Source organism: Neisseria gonorrhoeae (genome assembly GCF_003315235.1).
GTDB lineage: Bacteria > Pseudomonadota > Gammaproteobacteria > Burkholderiales > Neisseriaceae > Neisseria > Neisseria gonorrhoeae.
This window is the reverse complement of record NZ_QNRU01000034.1, coordinates 1-20,311: the sequence shown is the minus strand read 5'-3', so window position 1 is coordinate 20,311 and position 20,311 is coordinate 1. Positions and strand designations below refer to the sequence as shown.

25 protein-coding genes and 2 pseudogenes are annotated in these 20,311 nt (G+C 51.6%); 26 read left to right on the top strand and 1 reads right to left on the bottom strand.

Annotated features, from left to right (window positions below; translation table 11 throughout):
• Nucleotides 1-340: 340 nt before the first annotated feature.
• The 26 genes and pseudogenes from DFR77_RS10935 to DFR77_RS14595 all read left to right on the top strand — a co-directional run bounded on the left by DFR77_RS10935 (nt 341) and on the right by DFR77_RS14595 (nt 20,104).
• Nucleotides 341-1,405: a 2,3-butanediol dehydrogenase gene (locus tag DFR77_RS10935; RefSeq protein WP_003694824.1), complete on the top strand. Its 1,065-nt coding sequence runs from the start codon at nt 341-343 to the stop codon at nt 1,403-1,405.
• Nucleotides 1,406-1,545: 140 nt separating this feature from the next.
• Nucleotides 1,546-1,869, top strand: coding sequence for a phosphoribosyl-ATP diphosphatase (locus DFR77_RS10930; protein WP_003687491.1), 324 nt, complete (start codon nt 1,546-1,548; stop codon nt 1,867-1,869).
• 73 nt (nt 1,870-1,942) lie between these two features.
• Nucleotides 1,943-2,266, top strand: a complete 324-nt coding sequence (locus tag DFR77_RS10925; RefSeq protein WP_003687490.1) for a histidine triad nucleotide-binding protein — start codon at nt 1,943-1,945, stop codon at nt 2,264-2,266.
• Nucleotides 2,267-2,312: 46 nt separating this feature from the next.
• Nucleotides 2,313-2,516, top strand: a complete 204-nt coding sequence (gene tatA, locus DFR77_RS10920) for a Sec-independent protein translocase subunit TatA (RefSeq protein ID WP_002214303.1) — start codon at nt 2,313-2,315, stop codon at nt 2,514-2,516.
• A 3-nt stretch (nt 2,517-2,519) separates the two neighbouring features.
• Entirely contained in the window at nt 2,520-3,206 is a 687-nt protein-coding gene (gene tatB, locus DFR77_RS10915) for a Sec-independent protein translocase protein TatB (RefSeq protein WP_003692628.1), read from the top strand.
• A gap of 12 nt (nt 3,207-3,218) precedes the next feature.
• The gene (gene tatC / locus DFR77_RS10910; protein ID WP_003690632.1) at nt 3,219-3,989 is read left to right on the top strand and encodes a twin-arginine translocase subunit TatC; all 771 of its coding nucleotides are present in this window, start codon (nt 3,219-3,221) and stop codon (nt 3,987-3,989) included.
• Nucleotides 3,990-4,032: 43 nt separating this feature from the next.
• Nucleotides 4,033-4,641: a Maf family nucleotide pyrophosphatase gene (locus DFR77_RS10905; protein ID WP_003696741.1), complete on the top strand. Its 609-nt coding sequence runs from the start codon at nt 4,033-4,035 to the stop codon at nt 4,639-4,641.
• Between the two features lie 8 nt (nt 4,642-4,649).
• Nucleotides 4,650-5,003, top strand: coding sequence for a DUF2069 domain-containing protein (locus DFR77_RS10900; RefSeq protein WP_003687481.1), 354 nt, complete (start codon nt 4,650-4,652; stop codon nt 5,001-5,003).
• On the top strand, nt 4,993-6,921 hold the full coding sequence (locus DFR77_RS10895; RefSeq protein ID WP_003687480.1) for a PglL family O-oligosaccharyltransferase: 1,929 nt from the start codon (nt 4,993-4,995) through the stop codon (nt 6,919-6,921). Before DFR77_RS10900 ends, DFR77_RS10895 begins: the two co-directional genes overlap by 11 nt.
• A gap of 75 nt (nt 6,922-6,996) precedes the next feature.
• Nucleotides 6,997-7,674: a two-component system response regulator MisR gene (gene misR / locus DFR77_RS10890; protein ID WP_002214312.1), complete on the top strand. Its 678-nt coding sequence runs from the start codon at nt 6,997-6,999 to the stop codon at nt 7,672-7,674.
• Between the two features lie 12 nt (nt 7,675-7,686).
• The gene (gene misS, locus DFR77_RS10885; protein ID WP_003687478.1) at nt 7,687-9,093 is read left to right on the top strand and encodes a two-component system sensor histidine kinase MisS; all 1,407 of its coding nucleotides are present in this window, start codon (nt 7,687-7,689) and stop codon (nt 9,091-9,093) included.
• Between the two features lie 117 nt (nt 9,094-9,210).
• Nucleotides 9,211-11,633, top strand: a pseudogene (locus tag DFR77_RS10880) (bifunctional acetate--CoA ligase family protein/GNAT family N-acetyltransferase).
• Between the two features lie 44 nt (nt 11,634-11,677).
• Nucleotides 11,678-11,923: a 30S ribosomal protein S16 gene (rpsP, locus tag DFR77_RS10875; RefSeq protein ID WP_003687476.1), complete on the top strand. Its 246-nt coding sequence runs from the start codon at nt 11,678-11,680 to the stop codon at nt 11,921-11,923.
• Nucleotides 11,924-11,938: 15 nt separating this feature from the next.
• Entirely contained in the window at nt 11,939-12,448 is a 510-nt protein-coding gene (gene rimM / locus DFR77_RS10870; RefSeq protein ID WP_003692620.1) for a ribosome maturation factor RimM, read from the top strand.
• A complete protein-coding gene (gene trmD, locus DFR77_RS10865) occupies nt 12,448-13,197 on the top strand; it encodes a tRNA (guanosine(37)-N1)-methyltransferase TrmD (RefSeq protein ID WP_003687474.1) in 750 nt (249 codons plus the stop codon). Before rimM ends, trmD begins: the two co-directional genes overlap by 1 nt.
• Nucleotides 13,198-13,211: 14 nt before the next feature.
• On the top strand, nt 13,212-13,577 hold the full coding sequence (gene rplS / locus DFR77_RS10860) for a 50S ribosomal protein L19 (protein ID WP_002217809.1): 366 nt from the start codon (nt 13,212-13,214) through the stop codon (nt 13,575-13,577).
• Nucleotides 13,578-13,897: 320 nt separating this feature from the next.
• Complete coding sequence (locus tag DFR77_RS10855; protein WP_010361246.1) at nt 13,898-14,623, top strand: metal ABC transporter ATP-binding protein; 726 nt, start codon at nt 13,898-13,900, stop codon at nt 14,621-14,623.
• 34 nt (nt 14,624-14,657) lie between these two features.
• Nucleotides 14,658-15,533 carry a metal ABC transporter permease gene (locus DFR77_RS10850; protein WP_003692612.1) on the top strand — a complete coding sequence of 292 codons (876 nt, stop codon included), beginning with the start codon at nt 14,658-14,660 and terminating at the stop codon, nt 15,531-15,533.
• A gap of 76 nt (nt 15,534-15,609) precedes the next feature.
• Entirely contained in the window at nt 15,610-16,524 is a 915-nt protein-coding gene (locus DFR77_RS10845) for a metal ABC transporter solute-binding protein, Zn/Mn family (RefSeq protein ID WP_003687468.1), read from the top strand.
• Between the two features lie 219 nt (nt 16,525-16,743).
• Nucleotides 16,744-17,610 carry a hypothetical protein gene (locus DFR77_RS10835; RefSeq protein ID WP_003687465.1) on the top strand — a complete coding sequence of 289 codons (867 nt, stop codon included), beginning with the start codon at nt 16,744-16,746 and terminating at the stop codon, nt 17,608-17,610.
• 42 nt (nt 17,611-17,652) lie between these two features.
• Nucleotides 17,653-18,192, top strand: coding sequence for a hypothetical protein (locus DFR77_RS10830; RefSeq protein ID WP_003687462.1), 540 nt, complete (start codon nt 17,653-17,655; stop codon nt 18,190-18,192).
• Complete coding sequence (locus DFR77_RS10825) at nt 18,174-18,539, top strand: hypothetical protein (RefSeq protein ID WP_003687460.1); 366 nt, start codon at nt 18,174-18,176, stop codon at nt 18,537-18,539. Before DFR77_RS10830 ends, DFR77_RS10825 begins: the two co-directional genes overlap by 19 nt.
• A gap of 57 nt (nt 18,540-18,596) precedes the next feature.
• Entirely contained in the window at nt 18,597-18,974 is a 378-nt protein-coding gene (locus tag DFR77_RS10820; RefSeq protein WP_003702296.1) for a hypothetical protein, read from the top strand.
• 44 nt (nt 18,975-19,018) lie between these two features.
• Nucleotides 19,019-19,357 carry a hypothetical protein gene (locus DFR77_RS14220; RefSeq protein WP_003687455.1) on the top strand — a complete coding sequence of 113 codons (339 nt, stop codon included), beginning with the start codon at nt 19,019-19,021 and terminating at the stop codon, nt 19,355-19,357.
• Nucleotides 19,345-19,893: a hypothetical protein gene (locus DFR77_RS10805; protein WP_113852133.1), complete on the top strand. Its 549-nt coding sequence runs from the start codon at nt 19,345-19,347 to the stop codon at nt 19,891-19,893. The genes DFR77_RS14220 and DFR77_RS10805 overlap by 13 nt, the downstream gene beginning before the upstream one ends.
• A gap of 19 nt (nt 19,894-19,912) precedes the next feature.
• Nucleotides 19,913-20,104 (top strand): hypothetical protein, encoded by a 192-nt coding sequence (locus DFR77_RS14595; protein ID WP_003687452.1) that lies wholly within the window; start codon nt 19,913-19,915, stop codon nt 20,102-20,104.
• A 133-nt stretch (nt 20,105-20,237) separates the two neighbouring features.
• Here the strand turns inward: DFR77_RS14595 and DFR77_RS10795 are convergent.
• A pseudogene (locus DFR77_RS10795) lies at nt 20,238-20,311 on the bottom strand (IS1595 family transposase); the annotation flags it as partial.

The window sequence follows — 20,311 nt, the reverse complement described above, 5'->3', positions numbered from 1 at the left end:
CTGAAGGCGATGTGTTTGAACCTGTTGAAAGCCGCCAACAGGCTAAGTGCGCCCGCTGCCGCCTAAAAGGCGGCCCGGATGCCTGATTATCGGGTGTCCGGGGGGGGATTAAGGGGATATTCGGGTAAAATTAGGAGGTATTTGGGGCGAAAACAGCCGAAAACCTGTGTTTGGGTTTCGGATGTCGGGAGGGAAGGGAATTTTGCAAAGGTCTCAGTTTGTAGTAAAATATCTAAACAGATTCAATCGGAAACGGTCAGGCTTCTTCACGCCATTCCCATTTCAACCGCCGCCTGCTAGATTCAGACGGCATTCCTACTTGAAAACAAGGAGCGTTACAATGAAAGCAGCACGTTTTTACAACAAAGGCGACATCCGCATCGAAGACATCCCCGAACCGACCGTCGCCCCCGGCACCGTCGGCATCAATGTCGCCTGGTGCGGCATCTGCGGTACCGACCTGCACGAATTTATGGAAGGCCCGATTTTCATCCCGCCCTGCGGTCATCCGCATCCGATTTCCGGCGAGTCCGCGCCCGTAACGATGGGACACGAGTTCTCCGGCGTGGTTTATGCCGTCGGCGAAGGCGTGGACGACATTAAAGTCGGCCAACACGTCGTGGTCGAACCCTACATCATCCGCGACGACGTACCGACCGGCGAAGGCAGCAACTACCACCTCTCCAAAGACATGAACTTTATCGGCTTGGGCGGCTGCGGCGGCGGCCTGTCCGAAAAAATCGCCGTCAAACGCCGTTGGGTGCATCCGATTTCCGACAAAATCCCGTTGGATCAAGCTGCTTTGATTGAACCTCTGTCTGTCGGACACCACGCCTATGTACGCAGCGGCGCGAAAGCAGGCGATGTCGCATTGGTCGGCGGCGCAGGCCCGATCGGTTTGCTGTTGGCCGCCGTGTTGAAAGCCAAAGGCATCAAAGTCATCATTACCGAGTTGAGTAAAGCACGCAAAGACAAAGCCCGCGAATCCGGCGTTGCCGACTACATCCTCGACCCGTCCGAAGTCGATGTTGTTGAAGAAGTGAAAAAACTGACCAACGGCGAAGGCGTGGACGTGGCGTTCGAATGTACCAGCGTGAACAAAGTGTTGGATACTTTGGTCGAAGCCTGCAAACCCGCCGCCAACTTGGTTATCGTATCCATCTGGAGCCACCCCGCCACCGTCAACGTCCACAGCGTCGTGATGAAAGAACTGGATGTGCGCGGCACGATTGCCTACTGCAACGACCACGCGGAAACCATCAAACTGGTCGAAGAAGGCAAAATCAACCTCGAACCCTTCATCACCCAGCGCATCAAGCTGGACAAACTGGTTTCCGAAGGCTTCGAGCGTCTGATCCACAACAACGAATCCGCCGTTAAAATTATTGTGAATCCAAACCTGTAAGCAAATTACATTTGCAACAGCACAAATGCCGTCTGAAACGCTCAGACGGCATTTTCCAACGAAACGCAACAGGCGTATTGCCCGAGAGCAGCCGTTTAGCCTATCATTCCGAACAAACAGAAACAAACAGAAGGAAAATCATGGGAGATTCCGTACTATCCGCCATCCAACAAACCATTATACAGCGCAAATCTGCCGACCCGTCCGAATCTTACGTCGCACAGCTCCTGCACAAGGGCGAGGACAAAATCCTAAAAAAAGTGATTGAAGAAGCGGGCGAAGTGTTGATGGCATCCAAAGACAAAGACCCGTCCCACCTGGTTTACGAAGTTGCCGACTTATGGTTCCACACCATGATTCTTCTGACACACCACGACCTGAAGGCGGAAGACGTATTGGACGAACTTTCCCGCCGTCAGGGGCTGTCGGGGCTGGCCGAAAAAGCCGCCCGTACAGAATCCTGAATTTATATTACAATCTCATCCCTTCCACGTTTAATCCGTCTGCGTGCTTTTTTCAGACGGCAACGGAGCCGTTATGGACAACTGTATTTTCTGCAAAATCGCCGCCAAAGAGATTCCGGCGCAAACCGTCTATGAAGACGGCGAAATGGTTTGTTTCAAAGACATCAACCCCGCCGCTCCGCTTCATCTGCTGCTGATTCCCAAAGTCCATTTTGATTCGTTGGCACACGCCGCGCCCGAACATCAGCCCCTTTTGGGAAAAATGATGCTGAAAGTTCCCGAAATCGCCAAAGCTTCGGGACTGACCGACGGTTTCAAAACCCTTATCAATACCGGCAAAGGCGGCGGACAAGAGGTCTTCCACCTGCATATACACATCATGGGCACACCCGTATAAACCGTTATTTCACAATCAACCCCTAATACTTACTTAAGGATACATCATGGGCAGTTTTTCTCTGACGCACTGGATTATCGTACTGATTATCGTCGTTTTGATATTCGGCACCAAAAAACTGCGCAACGTCGGCAAAGACCTCGGCGGTGCGGTTCATGACTTCAAACAGGGGCTGAACGAAGGCACAGACGGCAAAGAAGCCCAAAAAGACGATGTAATCGAACACAAAAAAGACGAAGACAAAGCATAACTTATGTTTGATTTCGGTTTGGGCGAGCTGATTTTTGTCGGCATTATCGCCCTGATTGTCCTTGGTCCAGAACGCCTGCCCGAAGCCGCCCGCACCGCCGGACGGCTCATCGGCAGGCTGCAACGCTTTGTAGGAAGCGTCAAACAAGAATTTGACACTCAAATCGAACTGGAAGAGCTGAGGAAGGTCAAGCAGGCATTCGAAGCTGCCGCCGCTCAGGTTCGAGACAGCCTCAAAGAAACCGATACGGATATGCAGAACAGTCTGCACGACATTTCCGACGGTCTGAAGCCTTGGGAAAAACTGCCCGAACAGCGCACGCCTGCCGATTTCGGTGTCGATGAAAACGGCAATCCCCTTCCCGATACGGCAAACACCGTATCAGACGGCATTTCCGACGTTATGCCGTCTGAACGTTCCGATACTTCCGCCGAAACCCTTGGGGACGACAGGCAAACCGGCAGTACAGCCGAACCTGCGGAAACCGACAAAGACCGCGCATGGCGGGAATACCTGACTGCTTCTGCCGCCGCACCTGTCGTACAGGCCGTCGAAGTCAGCTATATCGATACTGCTGTTGAAACGCCTGTTCCGCACACCACTTCCCTGCGCAAACAGGCAATAAACCGCAAACGCGATTTTCGTCCGAAACACCGCGCCAAACCGAAATTGCGCGTCCGTAAATCATAAAGGGGGCATCCGGTGTCCGAAACACAAAACGAACAAACCGTCCAACCGCTTGTCGAACACCTCATCGAGCTGCGCCGCCGCCTGATGTGGATGGTTGTCGGCATTCTCGTCTGCTTTTTCGGCATGATGCCGTTTGCCCAGCAGCTCTATACTTTTATCGCCGACCCGCTGATGGCAAACCTGCCCAAAGACACCAGTATGATTGCGACCGATGTCATCGCACCGTTTTTCGTTCCGGTCAAAGTTACCCTGATGGCGGCGTTTTTGGTTTCACTGCCGCATACGCTCTACCAAATCTGGGCATTCGTCGCCCCCGCACTCTACCAAAACGAAAAACGCCTGATTACGCCGCTCGTCCTCTCCAGCGTCAGCCTGTTTTTCATCGGCATGGCATTTGCCTATTTCCTGGTTTTCCCCGTCATTTTCAAATTCCTTGCCGGCGTAACCCCCGTCGGGGTCAATATGGCGACCGACATAGACAAATACCTGTCCTTTATCTTAGGTATGTTCGTTGCGTTCGGCACGGCATTTGAAGTGCCCATCGTCGTCATCCTGTTAACCAAAATCGGCGCAGTCACGACCGAGCAGCTCAAACACGCCCGGCCTTATGTCATTGTCGGCGCGTTTGTCGTTGCCGCAGTCATCACGCCGCCCGACATTATTTCTCAGACCCTGCTTGCCATTCCGCTGATCCTCTTATACGAGGCGGGCATTTGGTTCGGACGCTTCTTCACTCCACGTTCAGAACAGGATGGCGACATACAGCCGCCTGCAAAAACCTGACACTATGCCGTCTGAAGCCCCGCCGCACATTAAGGAGCACACCGTGAACACCCTTTACTTAGGTTCGGGCAGCCCGTGCCGGATGGAAATCCTGACACAGTTGGGCTATCGGGTCGTCAAGCTGCCCGCCGGCATCGACGAAACCGTTAAAGCCGGCGAAACGCCCGCCCCTTACGTCCAAAGGATGGCGGAAGAAAAAAATCAGGCGGCTTTGACCCTCTTTTGCGAAACCAACGGCGCAATGCCCGATTTCCCCCTGATTACCGCCGACACCTGCGTCTTTTCAGACGGCATCATATTGGGCAAACCTCGCTCCCAAGCCGAAGCAATCGAATTTTTAAACCGATTGTCCGGCAAACAACATACCGTCCTGACTGCTGTCTGCATTCATTATCGCGGCAAAACGTCAAGCCGCGTCCAAACCAACCGCGTCGTTTTCAAGCCCCTGAGTTCGGAAGAAATTTCCGCCTATGTGCAAAGCGGCGAACCGATGGAGAAAGCCGGTGCCTACGCCGTGCAAGGCATAGGCGGTATCTTTATCCAATCTATCGAAGGCAGCTTCAGCGGCATTATGGGGCTGCCCGTTTATGAAACCGTTTCCATGTTGCAGGATTTGGGATACCGCCCCCCCTTATCCGCCCTTAAACCGTAAAGTCCGCCGTGAACAGACAAACCGCTTACTTCCTTGCCTCCTTCAGCCTGATTGCACTGATTGCCCTATCCCTTTCTTGGGAATTATGGATTGCACCGTTACGCCCGGGCGGTTCGTGGCTCGCGCTCAAAGCCCTGCCCCTCTGCCTGCCGCTTTCAGGTATTCTAAAGAAAAAAATCTATACCTACCAATACAGCTCCATGCTGGTTCTGATTTACTTTGCCGAAGCCGTCATGCGCCTGTTCAACGCCTATCCCGCAGAAAAAATTTGCGCCGCGCTTTCCGCAGTATTCAGCATCATCTTCTTCATATCCTGCCTGTCGTTCGTCAAACAATACAAGGAAACAAACAATGTCCGCTGAAACGACCGTATCCGGCGCGCGCCCCGCCGCCAAACTGCCGATTTACATCCTGCCCTGCTTCCTTTGGATAGGCATCATCCCCTTTACCTTCGCACTCAGGCTGAAACCGTCGCCCGACTTTTACCACGATGCCGCCGCCGCGGCCGGCCTGATTGTCCTGTTGTTCCTCACGGCAGGAAAAAAGCTGTTTGATGTCAAAATCCCCGCCATCAGCTTCCTCCTGTTTGCAATGGCGGCATTTTGGTGGCTTCAGGCACGCCTGATGAACCTGATTTATCCCGGAATGAACGACATCGCCTCTTGGGTTTTCATCTTGCTCGCCGTCAGCGCGTGGGCCTGCAAGAGTTTGGTCGCACACTACGGACAAGAACGCATCGTTACCCTGTTTGCCTGGTCGCTGCTTATCGGCTCCCTGCTTCAATCCTGCATCGTCGTCATCCAGTTTGCCGGCTGGGAAAACACCCCCCTGCTTCAAAACATCATCGTTCACAGAGGGCAAGGCGTAATCGGACACATCGGGCAGCGCAACAACCTCGGACACTACCTCATGTGGGGCATACTCGCCTCCGCCTACCTCAACGGACAACGAAAAATCCCCGCAGCCCTCGGCGCAATCTGCCTGATTATGCAGACCGCCGTTTTAGGTTTGGTCAATTCGCGCACCATCTTGACCTACATAGCCGCCATCGCCCTCATCCTTCCCTTCTGGTATTTCCGTTCGGACAAATCCAACAGACGGACGATGCTCGGCATAGCCGCAGCCGTATTCCTTACCGCGCTGTTCCAATTTTCCATGAACGCCATTCTGGAAACCTTTACAGGCATCCGCTACGAAACTGCCGTCGAACGCGTCGCCAACGGCGGTTTCACAGACTTGCCGCGCCAAAGCGAATGGAATAAAGCCCTTGCCGCCTTCCAGTCCGCCCCGATATTCGGGCACGGCTGGAACAGTTTTGCCCAACAAACCTTCCTGATCAATGCCGAACAGCACACCATACACGACAACTTCCTCAGCACCTTGTTCACCCATTCCCACAACATCATCCTCCAACTCCTTGCAGAAATGGGGATCAGCGGCACGCTTCTGGTTGCCGCAACCCTGCTGACGGGCATTGCCGGGCTGCTGAAACGCTCCCTGACCCCCGCATCACTTTTCCTGCTGTGCGCGCTTGCCGTCAGTATGTGCCACAGTATGCTCGAATATCCTTTGTGGTATGTCTATTTCCTCATCCCCTTCGGACTGATGCTCTTTCTGTCCCCCGCAGAGGCTTCAGACGGCATCGCCTTCAAAAAAGCCGCCAATCTCGGCATACTGACCGCCTCCGCCGCCATATTCGCAGGATTGCTGCACTTGGACTGGACATACACCCGGCTGGTTAACTCCTTTTCCCCCGCCGCTGACGACAGTGCCAAAACCCTCAACCGGAAAATCAACGAACTGCGCTATATTTCCGCAAACAGCCCGATGCTGTCCTTTTATGCCGACTTCTCCCTCGTAAACTTCGCCCTGCCGGAATACCCCGAAACCCAGACTTGGGCGGAAGAAGCAACCCTCAAAGCACTAAAATACCGCCCCTACTCCGCCACCTACCGCATCGCCCTCTACTTGATGCGGCAAGGCAAAGTTGCAGAAGCAAAACAATGGATGCGGGCAACACAGTCCTATTACCCCTACCTGATGCCCCGATACGCCGACGAAATCCGCAAACTGCCCGTATGGGCACCGCTGCTGCCCGAACTGCTCAAAGACTGCAAAGCCTTCGCCGCCGCTCCCGGCCATCCGGAAACAAAACCCTGCAAACGACCCGCGTCGGCGGATGCGGATACCGCCCGAAATGTAAAGCTCCATGCAAGACATTGCAAAAAACAGCAAACCGGTAGGGAAATACGCTATCAAAAAACATTGCAGCCGTGTTAAGATAAACTGTCAAACAATCTTTTCACGCCACGCCCGAAACAGGGTCGGGGCATACCCTTACGAAAAGGAAACACCATGAGCCGCGTATTACTCGTAGATGACGATGCCCTGCTGACCGAACTGCTGACCGAATACCTGAGCGCCGAAGGTCTGAACGTCCGCAGCGTTCCCGACGGGGAAGCAGGCGTACAGGAAATCCTGAGCGGGCAATACGATGTAGTCGTATTGGATTCCATGATGCCCAAAATGAACGGCTTGGATGTCTTGAAAAACGTACGCGCCCGAAGCACCGTCCCCATCATCATGCTGACCGCCAAAGGCGACGACATCGACCGAATCATCGGCTTGGAAATGGGTGCGGACGACTATGTCCCCAAACCCTGCACACCACGCGAACTCTTGGCACGCATCAATGCCATCCTCCGCCGAGCACAACACAGCGGCGAACAGAACAACGCACCCAACAGCATCTCCGTCAGCGATGTCGTCCTATACCCCGCCAAACGCCAGGCATCCGTCAAAGACATGCCGCTCGAACTGACCAGCACCGAATTCAACCTGCTCGAAGTCCTGATGCGCCATGCCGGACAGGTAGTCAGCAAAGAAACCCTGTCCGTCGAAGCACTCGACCGCAAACTGGCAAAATTCGACCGCAGTATCGACGTACACATCTCCAGCATCCGCCACAAGCTGGGCGATGCCTCCCTGATTCAAACCGTACGCGGCTTGGGCTACCTGTTTGTCAAAAACTGAAGCAGCGGGCAAATGAAACTGTTCCAACGCATTTTCGCCACATTTTGCGCGGTTATCGTCTGCGCAATCTTTGTGGCGAGTTTTTCTTTTTGGCTGGTGCAGAACACCCTTGCCGAAAACCAATTCAACCAACGCCGCACCATCGAAACCACATTGATGGGCAGCATTATTTCCGCATTCAAGACACGGGGCGACAACGGCGCGCGCGAAATCCTGACCGAATGGAAAAACAGCCCCGTCTCATCCGCCGTTTACGTCATACAGGGCGACGAGAAAAAAGACATCTTAAACCGCTATATCGACAATTACACCATAGAACGCGCCCGGCTGTTTGCCGCCAACAACCCCCATTCCAACCTTGTCCGCATCGAATACGACCGTTTCGGCGAAGAATACCTGTTCTTCATTAAAGGCTGGGACAACCACCAGGCACAACGCCTGCCCAGCCCGCTGTTTATCCCGGGCCTGCCGCTTGCCCCGATTTGGCACGAATTCATCATCCTCTCCTTCATCATCATTGTCGGACTGCTGATGGCATATATCCTTGCCGGCAACATTGCCAAACCCATCAGAATCTTAGGCAACGGCATGGACAGGGTGGCAAACGGAGAACTTGAAACCCGCATCTCCCAACAGGTCGACGACCGCGACGACGAATTGTCCCATCTTGCCATCCAATTCGACAAAATGGCGGAAAAACTCGAAAAACTTGTCGCCAAAGAACGTTACCTACTCCACCACGTTTCCCACGAAATGCGCTCCCCGCTTGCCCGTATGCAGGCAATTGTCGGACTGATTCAGGCACAGCCCCAAAAACGGGAGCAATATCTCAAACGGCTGGAAGGCGAACTGACCCGCATGGATACGCTGGCCGGGGAACTGTTAACCCTGTCCCGCCTCGAAACCTCCAATATGGCTTTGGAAAAAGAAAGCCTGAAACTCCTGCCCTTCCTGGGCAACCTGGTAGAAGACAACCAAAGTATCGCCCAAAAGAACGGACAGACGGTCGCCCTGTCTGCCGACGGAAAAATCCCCGAAAACACAACCATCCTTGCCAACGAAAGCTACCTGTACCGCGCCTTCGACAACGTCATCCGCAACGCCGTCAACTACAGCCCCGAAGGCAGCACCATCCTGATCAACATCGGACAAGACCACAAACACTGGATAATCGACGTTACCGACAACGGCCCCGGCGTGGACGAAATGCAGCTCCCGCACATCTTCACCGCTTTCTACCGTGCAGACTCCAGTGCCAACAAACCCGGAACAGGACTGGGGCTTGCATTGACCCAACATATTATTGAACAGCACTGCGGCAAAATCATCGCCGAAAACATCAAACCGAACGGTCTGCGGATGCGCTTTATCCTGCCCAAGAAAAAAACCGGTTTCAAAACAGAAAAAAGTGCGAACTGACCATAATGCCGTCTGAACCCGCTTCAGACGGCATTGCACAAACAGTTACCCCAAAACAAACACACAGCGGGTGCATCTCCAAAAATCACGCACATACCGTCCGCAAAGGAATATATCATGCCGGCACAAACCGATCCGGGCTACTTCTTCATGCCCAACCACATTATCCTGATAGGCGCGAGCGAACAACCGTACAGCCTGGGTGAACGCGTACTCAGCAACCTGCTGAGTACGCCCTTTCAAGGAAAAATCACCCCCGTAAACCCGCGCCACCACACCATAGCCGGGCTTCCCGCCTACACCAGCCTCAACAAAATCCCCGGCAGTGCAGACCTGATTATTACCGTTACCCCGCCCGACAGTTACGACACCCTCCTCAAAACCTGCCGTAAAAAGCAGCTCCGACACATCATCCTCATACAGGACTGGGACAGCCTGTCTGCCGCAGAACTGCACACCGCCGAAACTGCCATCCGCAAACACCACGGCAACGGACTCAACATCACCGCCTGCACCACCGCAGGCATCCAACTGCCCTCACTCGGACTCAACATCAGTACCCAAGACGGATATGCCGCAGGCCATACCGCCATACTGACCGGCAATGCCGCCGTCAGCCGCCAAATCGACAACATCCTGAACAAACTCCGTCAAGGCACATCCCGCCACATCAACCTGCATCCCGGCATCAGCCCCATCACATCCGCCGATTGGCTCAACCGCTTCGGACACAGCCTGCACACCAAAACCGCCGTCCTACACCACAACCCTGAAGAGGATCAGCGCAGGCTGTTCAGCGCAATCCGCCAATTTACCCGCCATACGCCGCTGATTCTCCACATCACCTGCCTCACGACAGAAACCGACCGTGCCGTACTGCACTGCCTCGCCCGACACTGCAACTTCCTCATCAGTTTCAACGCCGACGACCTCGAAGCCGCACTGAGCGCCCAACTGTCCGACCTTCCACCCCTGTCCCGACTCGACATCCTGTCCGACACGCCTGCCGAATGGCTGCACGCGCACGCACCAAAAAACCTCACCCTCCACTTTCCCAACCTTCCCCACCACATCCGCAACGGACACCTGACCGGCACACCCACACCCTCAATCTGCCACGACATCGCCTCACGTCAGCTTGCCCGCCCCGACACCCAAGCCGTCCTGACCATCCTCGGTCCCTCCGGACACGAGGATTACAAAAAAACAGCACGCGCCCTTATCCGCCTGTCCGAACAGACCGCCAAACCCCTGCTCGTCAACAGCCCCTTTTCAGACGGCATAACACATTTCGACACCCCCGCACAGGCAATCCGCACCCTTTCCTACCGTAACACCGCCGCCGCCCTGAAACAGGCACAGCTCGACATTGCACCGCCGCAGCCATGCCGTCTGAAAACACCGCAACCCCAAAACATCAAAAAAGCCCTTGCAGCGGCAAATCCCGCCCTGCTCGCCGAAGCCCTGCACCTCCCCCTACCGGCACACCACCCATAACGCCGTCCAATTCCAATTCGGCAGCCACCCCCTCTATGGCGACATCCTGACCGCACGCTGCAACGGACAAACCACTGCCGTACTCCCGCCGTTTACCACGCTCGACAGCCGCCACCTTGCCCGCTTTGCCGAACTCGACGGCACACAAACCCTCGACCAGTTCCTGCACACACTGACCGTCATTCCCGAATACCGCCAACACATTTTCGGCATCACCCTCAACCTCAACGGCGGACAATACAGCAGCGATTTCATCTTAAAGACACCCGGAACACACGACACGCCCAAACGCAAGAACACAGGCAAAGCCGCCCAAACCCTCGAACATGCCGCCGCAAAAATGCAGAGTGCCGCCGCATACCTGGAACACAAAAACCCGACAGCCGCCGAATTTCTCCGCCACACAAGCGAAGCCGCCGCAGAACTGCTCGGCAGCAAAACCGAAACCGGAGCAGCCGTACCCAACGTACTTGCCCCCTATCCCGCAGCACACCCCAAAACACTGTCCCTAAAAAACAACACGACCGTTACCATTATCCCCCTTTTACCCGAAGACGCAGAAGCCAAACAGCAGTTCGTCCGCAGCCTCGGCCCCGAAGCACGGTACACACGCTTCATGACCCACACCAACGAACTGCCCGCAGCCACGTTGGCACGCCTGTGCAACCCCGATTACCACTGTGAACCGCATGGACGGCAAGGGATGCCGACAGCAACATCGTCGCCGTCGTCCGCCACAGCCGCCTGAACCGCAACGAATGCGAATTTGGCATCACACTGGCGGAGCATATGCGCGGCAGCGGGCTGGCACAGAAAATGATGGAACTCATCATCCAAACCGCCGCACAGCAAGGCTACCTGAGCATGAGTGCCGACATTCTCAAAACCAATACCCCCATGATCAAACTGCTGAAAAATCAGGATTTACCCTCAAGGAATCGGACACCGAAAAAAACCTGTACCGCGCATATCTGAACCTTGCGGCAGACAAAACAACAGGAAAAACAAATAAAAACTTGCGCACCGGCCACAAAATAACCTAAAATCGGCAGTTTCCATATATCCGATTTTCTCAAAAGGACTCAAAATGGTAGTTATCCGTTTGGCACGCGGCGGCTCGAAACACCGCCCCTTCTACAACGTCATCGTTACTGACTCACGCAGCCGCCGCGACGGCCGCTTCATCGAACGCGTAGGCTTCTACAACCCCGTAGCCAACGAAAAACAAGAGCGCGTCCGCCTCAATGCAGACCGCCTGAACCACTGGATTGCACAAGGCGCGCAAGTCAGCGACTCCGTTGCAAAACTGATTAAAGAACAAAAAGCCGTCTAATCCGCGTTTGCCGCCATGACAGACGCTCAAAACCGGGTAGCCATGGGCTACATCAAAGGCGTATTCGGCATAAAAGGCTGGCTGAAAATTGCCGCCAACACCGAATATTCCGACAGCCTTTTGGACTACCCCGAGTGGCATTTGGCCAAGGACGGCAAAACCGTCAGCGTTACCCTTGAAGCCGGAAAAGTCGTCAACGGCGAACTCCAAGTCAAATTCGAAGGCATAGACGACCGCGATTCAGCATTCTCATTGCGCGGTTACACCATCGAAATACCCCGTGAAGCATTCGCCCCGACAGAAGAAGACGAATACTACTGGGCAGACTTGGTCGGCATGACCGTCGTCAACAAAGACGATACCGTTTTAGGCAAGGTAAGCAACCTGATGGAAACCGGCGCAAACGACATATTGATGATTGACGGAGAACACGGGCAGATTCTGATTCCGTTCGTTTCCCAATATATCGAAACCGTCGATACCGGCAGCAAGACCATTACTGCCGACTGGGGTTTGGACTACTGATGCTTATCCAGGCAGTTACCATTTTCCCCGAAATGTTCGACAGCATTACCCGCTACGGCGTAACGGGACGCGCGAACAGACAGGGAATCTGGCAGTTTGAAGCAGTCAATCCCCGAAAGTTTGCCGACAACAGATTGGGCTATATCGACGACCGCCCGTTCGGCGGCGGTCCGGGAATGATTATGATGGCTCCGCCGCTTCATGCGGCGATAGAACACGCCAAAGCACAATCTTCCCAAACCGCAAAAGTCATCTACCTCAGCCCCCAAGGAAAACCGCTGACACACCAAAAAGCGGCAGAACTGGCAGAACTTACGCATCTGATTCTGCTGTGCGGACGCTATGAGGGAATAGACGAAAGACTGCTGCAAAGCAGCGTCGATGAAGAAATCAGCATCGGAGACTTCGTCGTTTCCGGCGGAGAGCTTCCCGCCATGATGCTGATGGATGCGGTATTGAGGCTCGTACCCGGCATATTGGGCGACATTCAGTCTGCCGAACAGGATTCGTTCTCAAGCGGTATTTTGGACTGCCCCCACTACACCAAACCCTTAGAATTTCAAGGCATGGCTGTTCCGGAAGTATTGCGCTCCGGAAATCATGGCTTGATAGCGGAATGGCGGTTGGAACAATCGCTGCGCCGCACCTTGGAGCGCAGACCCGATCTTTTGGAAAAGCGCGTTTTAATCCCAAAGGAATCCCGCCTCTTGAATAAAATCCTACAAGAGCAACGGGAAATCCAATCATAATTTAGGAAAAAACAATGAACCTGATTCAACAGCTCGAGCAAGAAGAAATTGCCCGCCTGAACAAAGAAATCCCCGAATTCGCACCGGGCGACACCGTAGTCGTATCCGTACGCGTCGTGGAAGGTACCCGCAGCCGTCTGCAAGCCTACGAAGGCGTGGTTATCGCCCGTCGCAACCGTGGTTTGAACAGCAACTTCATCGTCCGCAAAATCTCCAGCGGCGAAGGTGTTGAACGTACTTTCCAACTATATTCCCCTACTGTTGAGAAAATCGAAGTCAAACGCCGTGGCGACGTACGCCGTGCCAAACTGTACTACCTGCGCGGTCTGACCGGCAAAGCTGCACGCATCAAAGAAAAACTGCCTGCACGCAAAGGTTGATTCAAACCGTTTTCCCCCAATGCCGTCTGAACGTTCAGACGGCATTTTTTATTGCCGCGATGCCGGCAAGGCAACGATATGCCTGACCCTCATCCACCTTAATTAACAATCACTCCCGCCTATTCAAGCAGAATTTACAGACTAAACGTTATACAGTATCATATCCGCCATATAACGATAACCGCTTTGCCAACTTCCCTTTCAAAACTGCAAATCATTATGACACCTTCCCTCTTACTGTCAGGATTGACCTTCCGACTCTTCCTCGCCCTGATTGCCGTATTCCTTTTATGGGGTGTTTACCTTTGGGCGGTATCGGTATGAGCATCATCGTTGAAAACCTGACGGTCAGCTACCGCCGCCGCCCCGCCGTACACCACGTCGACATTACTTTTGAAGAACATAGTATGTGGGCGGTTTTCGGTCCCAACGGCGCAGGAAAATCTACCTTTCTCAAATCCTTAATGGGATTGCAGCCTATCGATACGGGCAGCATCCGGCTGGACGGATTGACCCGTCAAAACATTGCCTATCTCCCCCAACAATCCGACATCGACCGTTCCCAGCCTATGACCGTTTTCGACTTGGCGGCAATGGGGCTGTGGTATGAAATCGGTTTTTTCAAAGGGATAAATACCGCTCAAAAACAACGCGTTCACGAAGCCTTGGAGCGTGTCGGTATGCGGCAGTTTGCCCGCCGCCAAATCGCCCACCTCTCAAACGGACAATTCCAACGCGTCCTTTTCGCCCGGATGCTGGTTCAAAATGCAAAATTCCTGCTTTTGGACGAACCTTTCAATGCTGTTGATGCACGGACAACCTACGAGCTTCTCGACGTGTTGCAAAAATGCCATTGCGGCGGACACGCTATCATTGCCGTTTTGCACGATTACGAACAAGTCCGTGCCTACTTTCCCAATACCCTGCTGCTCGCCCGCGAAAAAATTGCGGCAGGCGCAACCGAGACCATTCTGACAGAATCCTACCTCGCCCAAGCCAGCGCCAAAATGCAGCAACAGGAAAGCCCCGACTGGTGCGCCTCATAAATACTGCCCGAAACCACGCCCCACACCAGACACCATGAACCTCTACGACCTGCTCCTTGCCCCCTTTGCAGAATTCGACTTCATGCACTACGCCCTCGCATCCGTCTTCTGCCTGTCCCTCAGCGCCGCACCCGTCGGCGTATTCCTCGTCATGCGCCGTATGAGCCTGATAGGCGACGCATTGAGCCACGCCGTCCTGCCCGGTGCCGCCGTCGGCTACATGTTTGCCGGCTTGAGCCTGCCCGCTATGGGTGTGGGCGGGTTTGCCGCCGGTATGCTGATGGCGCTGCTTGCCGGACTCGTCAGCCGCTTTACCACCCTGAAAGAAGATGCCAACTTTGCCGCCTTTTACCTGAGCAGCCTCGCCATCGGCGTAATCCTCATCAGCAAAAACGGCAGCAGCGTCGATTTACTCCACCTCCTTTTCGGATCTGTGCTTGCCGTCGATATTCCCGCACTGCAACTCATCGCCGCCGTCTCCGGCCTCACGCTCATTACCCTTGCCGTCATCTACCGCCCCCTGGTGCTAGAAAGCATAGACCCCCTGTTCCTCAAGTCCGTCAACGGCAAAGGCGGGCTTTGGCACGTCATTTTCCTCATCCTCGTCGTTATGAACCTCGTATCCGGCTTCCAAGCTCTCGGCATCCTGATGTCGGTCGGACTTATGATGCTGCCCGCCATTACCGCCCGCTTATGGGCAAGAAATATGGGGACGCTCATTCTGTTGTCCGTCCTCATCGCCCTTTTTTGCGGTTTGATCGGGCTGCTCATTTCCTACCACATCGAAATCCCTTCCGGCCCCGCCATCATCCTCTGTTGCAGCGTCCTTTATCTCTTTTCCGTCATACTCGGCAAAGAAGGCGGCATCTTGCCCAAATGGTTCAAAAACCACCGCCACCACACCACCTGACCCCGCAAGCCGCTTGAACAAACAGGCGGCTTGTTTTACCATAATGAATGTTATGTTATATCACAGGAAAACAGTTATGAAACACCTCAAACTTACCCTTATTGCCGCATTGCTGGCCACCGCCGCAACTGCCGCACCCCTTCCGGTTGTAACCAGTTTCAGCATTTTAGGCGACGTAGCCAAACAAATCGGCGGTGAGCGCGTAGCCGTACAAAGCCTCGTCGGAGCCAACCAAGATACTCATGCCTATCACATGACCAGTGGCGACATTAAAAAAATCCGCAGTGCAAAACTCGTCCTGCTCAACGGCTTGGGACTTGAAGCCGCCGACATCCAACGCGCCGTCAAACAGAGCAAAGTATCCTATGCCGAAGCGACCAAAGGCATCCAACCCCTCAAAGCCGAAGAAGAAGGCGGACACCATCACGACCACGATCATGACCACGAAGGACACCACCACGACCACGGCGAATATGACCCCCACGTCTGGAACGACCCTGTTCTTATGTCCGACTATGCCCAAAACGTCGCTGAAGCCCTGATAAAGGCCGATCCCGAAGGCAAAGTTTATTATCAACAACGCTTGGGCAACTACCAAATGCAGCTTAAAAAACTGCACAGCGACGCACAAGCCGCATTTAATGCCGTCCCTGCCGCCAAACGCAAAGTCCTGACCGGGCACGACGCATTTTCCTACATGGGCAACCGCTACAACATCAGCTTCATCGCCCCGCAAGGCGTGAGCAGCGAAGCCGAGCCGTCCGCCAAACAAGTCGCCGCCATCATCCGGCAAATCAAACGCGAAGGCATCAAAGCCGTATTTACCGAAAATATCAAAGACACCCGCATGGTTGACCGCATCGCCAAAGAAACCGGCGTCAACGTCAGCGGCAAACTGTATTCCGACGCACTCGGCAACGCGCCCGCAGACACCTACATCGGCATGTACCGCCACAACGTCAAAGCCTTGACCAACGCGATGAAGCAATAAAACCGTTTGATTGGTTTGAATTTGAAAAGGCAAAAGGCCGTCTGAAAATTAAATACGAGGTTTTCAGACGGCCTTCTCTTGTGCAATAAAGCAGTAAACAAATATTGATAAGAAAAAAACAATCAGTATTGAAAATATCGTTAAAAATATTATTTAGACAGATTACATGGAATTTCATTAACATCAGTAGACTTTGATTTCAATCAAGAAAACAATGTCATGAAAAATATTCTCTTAGTATTTGTTAGCTTTGTGCCATTATGTGTCCGCACTGATCTGCCGCTGAATATCGAAGACATAATGACCGACAAGGGAAAATGGAAACTGGAAACTTCCCTTACCTACCTGAATAGCGAAAACAGCCGTTCCGAACTTGCCGCACCGGTTTACATTCAGACCGGCTCCGCTTCCTTTATCCCCGTCCCGACCGAAATTCAAGAAAACGGCAGCAATACCGATATGCTCGCCGGCACGCTCGGTTTGCGCTACGGACTGACCGGCAATACCGACATTTACGGCAGCGGCAGCTATCTGTGGCACGAAGAACGCAAACTCGACGGCAACGGCAAAACCCGCAACAAACGGATGTCCGACATATCCGCCGGCATCAGCCACACCTTCCTCAAAGACGGCAAAAATCCCGCACTCATCGCTTTCCTCGAAAGCACGGTTTACGAAAAATCGCGCAACAAAGCCTCGTCGGGAAAATCGTGGCTCATCGGCGCCACCACCTACAAAGCCATAGATCCGATTGTCCTTTCCCTCACCGCCGCCTACCGCATCAACGGCAGCAAAACCCTTTCAGACGACGTCAAATACAAAGCAGGCAATTACTGGATGCTGAATCCCAACATCTCATTTGCCGCCAACGACAGAATCAGCCTGACCGGAGGCATCCAATGGCTGGGCAAACAGCCCGACCGCATAGACGGCAAAAAAGAATCCGCAAGAAACACATCCACCTACGCCCATTTCGGCGCAGGTTTCGGTTTCACCAAAACCGCGGCTTTAAACGCATCCGCACGTTTCAACGTTTCAGGGCAAAGCAGTTCCGAACTGAAATTGGGCGTACAGCATACATTTTAAGCAGGTTTTGATTTTCCAACCTTGTAATCCAAAGGAGTTATTATGAAAAAACAAATCACCGCAGCCGTAATGATGCTGTCTATGATCGCCCCCGCAATGGCAAACGGATTGGACAATCAGGCATTTGAAGACCAAGTGTTCCACACGCGGGCAGATGCGCCGATGCAGTTGGCGGAGCTTTCTCAGAAGGAGATGAAGGAGACTGAAGGGGCTTTTCTTCCATTGGCTATCTTGGGTGGTGCTGCCATTGGTATGTGGACACAGCATGGTTTTAGTTATGCAACGACAGGCAGACCAGCTTCTGTTAGAGATGTTGCTGGCGGATTAGGCGCAATTCCTGGTGATGTAGGTGCTGCAGGAAAGGTTGTTTCCTTTGCTAAATATGGACGTGAGATTAAAATCGGCAATAATATGCGGATAGCCCCTTTCGGTAATAGAACAGGTCATCCTATTGGAAAATTTCCCCATTATCATCGTCGAGTTACGGATAATACGGGCAAGACTTTGCCTGGACAGGGAATTGGTCGTCATCGCCCTTGGGAATCAAAATCTACGGACAGATCATGGAAAAACCGCTTCTAACTCCTCCTTTTTTTCTATTTGAAGATGTGTCTTTGGATATATTTCAAGGATTGTCGGAATTGGAAAAGAAAATAGAGCCGCAGGATTTGATGGATGATGTTTACCGTGCTTTTGATTCGGTTGGAAATATTCTGAATTTCCGTATAGTAGAAAAAGAGCAAAAAGGGTTTTGGGTAAGTACCAAAATCAAAACAGTTGTATTTGATTCGGCAGATATGCCTTCTGATGATCTTTTTCTGAAATGCTTACAGTCTTCATATAAGGCTTATTCTGAAACTGAACCTGCCGGTTTAGATAAACGGCAGCTGATGAAAACGTTAATTCAAAAATGCGGATTCAGTTGTTGACGAAAAAATGGATTCTGAACTAACAGAAACTGATTTCGACCATGTATGAGGTAAAAAATGTCTTTCGGCTATTTGATTGCAACATCGCAACCTTGCGAATTGTTGACAAAATCTCGAGGTGAAACTTTTTTTTTAATTATGGATAAGATGGATTTATGGATTTATTTCAGATTTTGTGAAGGAAATATTTATACAATAAGGAAGAATGAAACTGAATCTTGCCTTACAGAAAGAGGAGGTAAATGGTTGAAACATATTTATGAATTTAATCGGGAAAGTTTTATTTTTTCTGATGTGCTTCTACAAAAGGGAGAAAGCGAAGAGAATTTTTCAGAAATTGTCTTAAAATCAATAAAAAATAATAAAATTTTGACAGTTGAGGTACGGTCAGGCTTGCATTTTGACTTAAGAAATATTTATCGTATTGAGATGTAATAATGCAATTGATATGTGCCGATTGGACAGGTATAGGAAATTTTATGAAAACCTTCGAAAAAACATGGTCTGCACAATATCGGGATATGGAAATTTCAGTACGGAATTTTTGGAATTTGAAACGGACAGGGGCGGAAGTCTATATCAACGGCAGGCGGGTTTATCATAACGAAGCCGGGATGGCGTCTGCTTCTTTGCGTTCGCTAATGGGGGAATACCTGGAATTTGAAGAAAGCGGTACGAAAATTACCGTTGAAATCGGCAGCGCGTGGCATTTTAATGAAACTATAAGAAATATTAATACACATTTAAGAGGTACGAAACTTCCAGGTTCTAACTGGAGAGTTCAAGATAAGGGGCATTTTCATCTTTGGAAAAGATAATAAATTCTAAGGTAAGGGAGACTAATTTTAATCAGGCATGGCGTGTTATACGCGCCATGCAAATAAATAATATATCTGATGAACAGGTTATGATTGTCAGAATGTCTTGTTATCTTAAGAAAGATGAAATTTTTAAGAATATAGAAAGATATGGATATCAGTCATCAGATATTAAGAAAATTAATCCTCCTTTTCCATTAAATATTTTACCTGTTCCCAAACCTTATTATTTTTATCTTTATGATACCCATTTGAATCAAATTTATGATTTGGCTTGGTCATGTAATGATTTTTTAATATTTGAAATATTTATTTTGGATAGGGAAAGCATCAAATATATAGATAGAGATAAACTTTTTAAATCTGGAGAAACACTATATTTGAATTTTAAATCTATTAAAAATCAATGCAAAAATTATTTTTTTGCGGTTTTGGTTTTGATGCCCCTTACTTTAAAAGCGGTGCGAGTCAAGTGGCAGATTATAATTTTGTTCCTGATGCCTTTTCTTTATTCTTTATTTAATCAAATTATTTGAATAAGCGTAGGGTGAGCACTTGCTGCCCGCGTGTTCTGTTTCAAGTTTATTATTGGGTGAATATTTGGAATTTGAAGAAAACGGTACAAAGATTGCTGCGGAAATCGGCAGTGCATGGCATTTTTTGGGCGCGGCTTGTCGGATTTCAATAAATGGAAAGTATTATGCGGGTAATCGGATTGTTTGGTTTGCCAAAAAAGCCGAAAGCTAGGAATAATTTGACAAGGGCAGCCTGAAAGATTTTCAGGCTGCCTTTTATGTGGAAAATATGATGAAGTTCAAATATGTTTTTCTGTTGGCGTGTGTTGCCGTTTCTTTATCTTAGGGGCTGTACTAGATTATCCCTAAATTCCACACCGATCCCGCAGGATTTTTAGCTGCCGGGACGGTGTGCCGAAGTTAAGTCGAAATTCGCATT

Bases quoted from the DNA above. Each gene is read 5' to 3' on its own strand.
- DFR77_RS10935 (WP_003694824.1), top strand. From the start codon at position 341: ATGAAAGCAGCACGTTTTTACAACAAAGGCGACATCCGCATCGAAGAC.
- DFR77_RS10930 (WP_003687491.1), top strand. From the start codon at position 1,546: ATGGGAGATTCCGTACTATCCGCCATCCAACAAACCATTATACAGCGC.
- DFR77_RS10925 (WP_003687490.1), top strand. From the start codon at position 1,943: ATGGACAACTGTATTTTCTGCAAAATCGCCGCCAAAGAGATTCCGGCG.
- tatA (WP_002214303.1), top strand. From the start codon at position 2,313: ATGGGCAGTTTTTCTCTGACGCACTGGATTATCGTACTGATTATCGTC.
- tatB (WP_003692628.1), top strand. From the start codon at position 2,520: ATGTTTGATTTCGGTTTGGGCGAGCTGATTTTTGTCGGCATTATCGCC.
- DFR77_RS10895 (WP_003687480.1), top strand. From the start codon at position 4,993: ATGTCCGCTGAAACGACCGTATCCGGCGCGCGCCCCGCCGCCAAACTG.
- misR (WP_002214312.1), top strand. From the start codon at position 6,997: ATGAGCCGCGTATTACTCGTAGATGACGATGCCCTGCTGACCGAACTG.
- misS (WP_003687478.1), top strand. From the start codon at position 7,687: ATGAAACTGTTCCAACGCATTTTCGCCACATTTTGCGCGGTTATCGTC.
- rpsP (WP_003687476.1), top strand. From the start codon at position 11,678: ATGGTAGTTATCCGTTTGGCACGCGGCGGCTCGAAACACCGCCCCTTC.
- rimM (WP_003692620.1), top strand. From the start codon at position 11,939: ATGACAGACGCTCAAAACCGGGTAGCCATGGGCTACATCAAAGGCGTA.
- trmD (WP_003687474.1), top strand. From the start codon at position 12,448: ATGCTTATCCAGGCAGTTACCATTTTCCCCGAAATGTTCGACAGCATT.
- rplS (WP_002217809.1), top strand. From the start codon at position 13,212: ATGAACCTGATTCAACAGCTCGAGCAAGAAGAAATTGCCCGCCTGAAC.
- DFR77_RS10855 (WP_010361246.1), top strand. From the start codon at position 13,898: ATGAGCATCATCGTTGAAAACCTGACGGTCAGCTACCGCCGCCGCCCC.
- DFR77_RS10850 (WP_003692612.1), top strand. From the start codon at position 14,658: ATGAACCTCTACGACCTGCTCCTTGCCCCCTTTGCAGAATTCGACTTC.
- DFR77_RS10845 (WP_003687468.1), top strand. From the start codon at position 15,610: ATGAAACACCTCAAACTTACCCTTATTGCCGCATTGCTGGCCACCGCC.
- DFR77_RS10835 (WP_003687465.1), top strand. From the start codon at position 16,744: ATGAAAAATATTCTCTTAGTATTTGTTAGCTTTGTGCCATTATGTGTC.
- DFR77_RS10830 (WP_003687462.1), top strand. From the start codon at position 17,653: ATGAAAAAACAAATCACCGCAGCCGTAATGATGCTGTCTATGATCGCC.
- DFR77_RS10825 (WP_003687460.1), top strand. From the start codon at position 18,174: ATGGAAAAACCGCTTCTAACTCCTCCTTTTTTTCTATTTGAAGATGTG.
- DFR77_RS10820 (WP_003702296.1), top strand. From the start codon at position 18,597: ATGTCTTTCGGCTATTTGATTGCAACATCGCAACCTTGCGAATTGTTG.
- DFR77_RS14220 (WP_003687455.1), top strand. From the start codon at position 19,019: ATGAAAACCTTCGAAAAAACATGGTCTGCACAATATCGGGATATGGAA.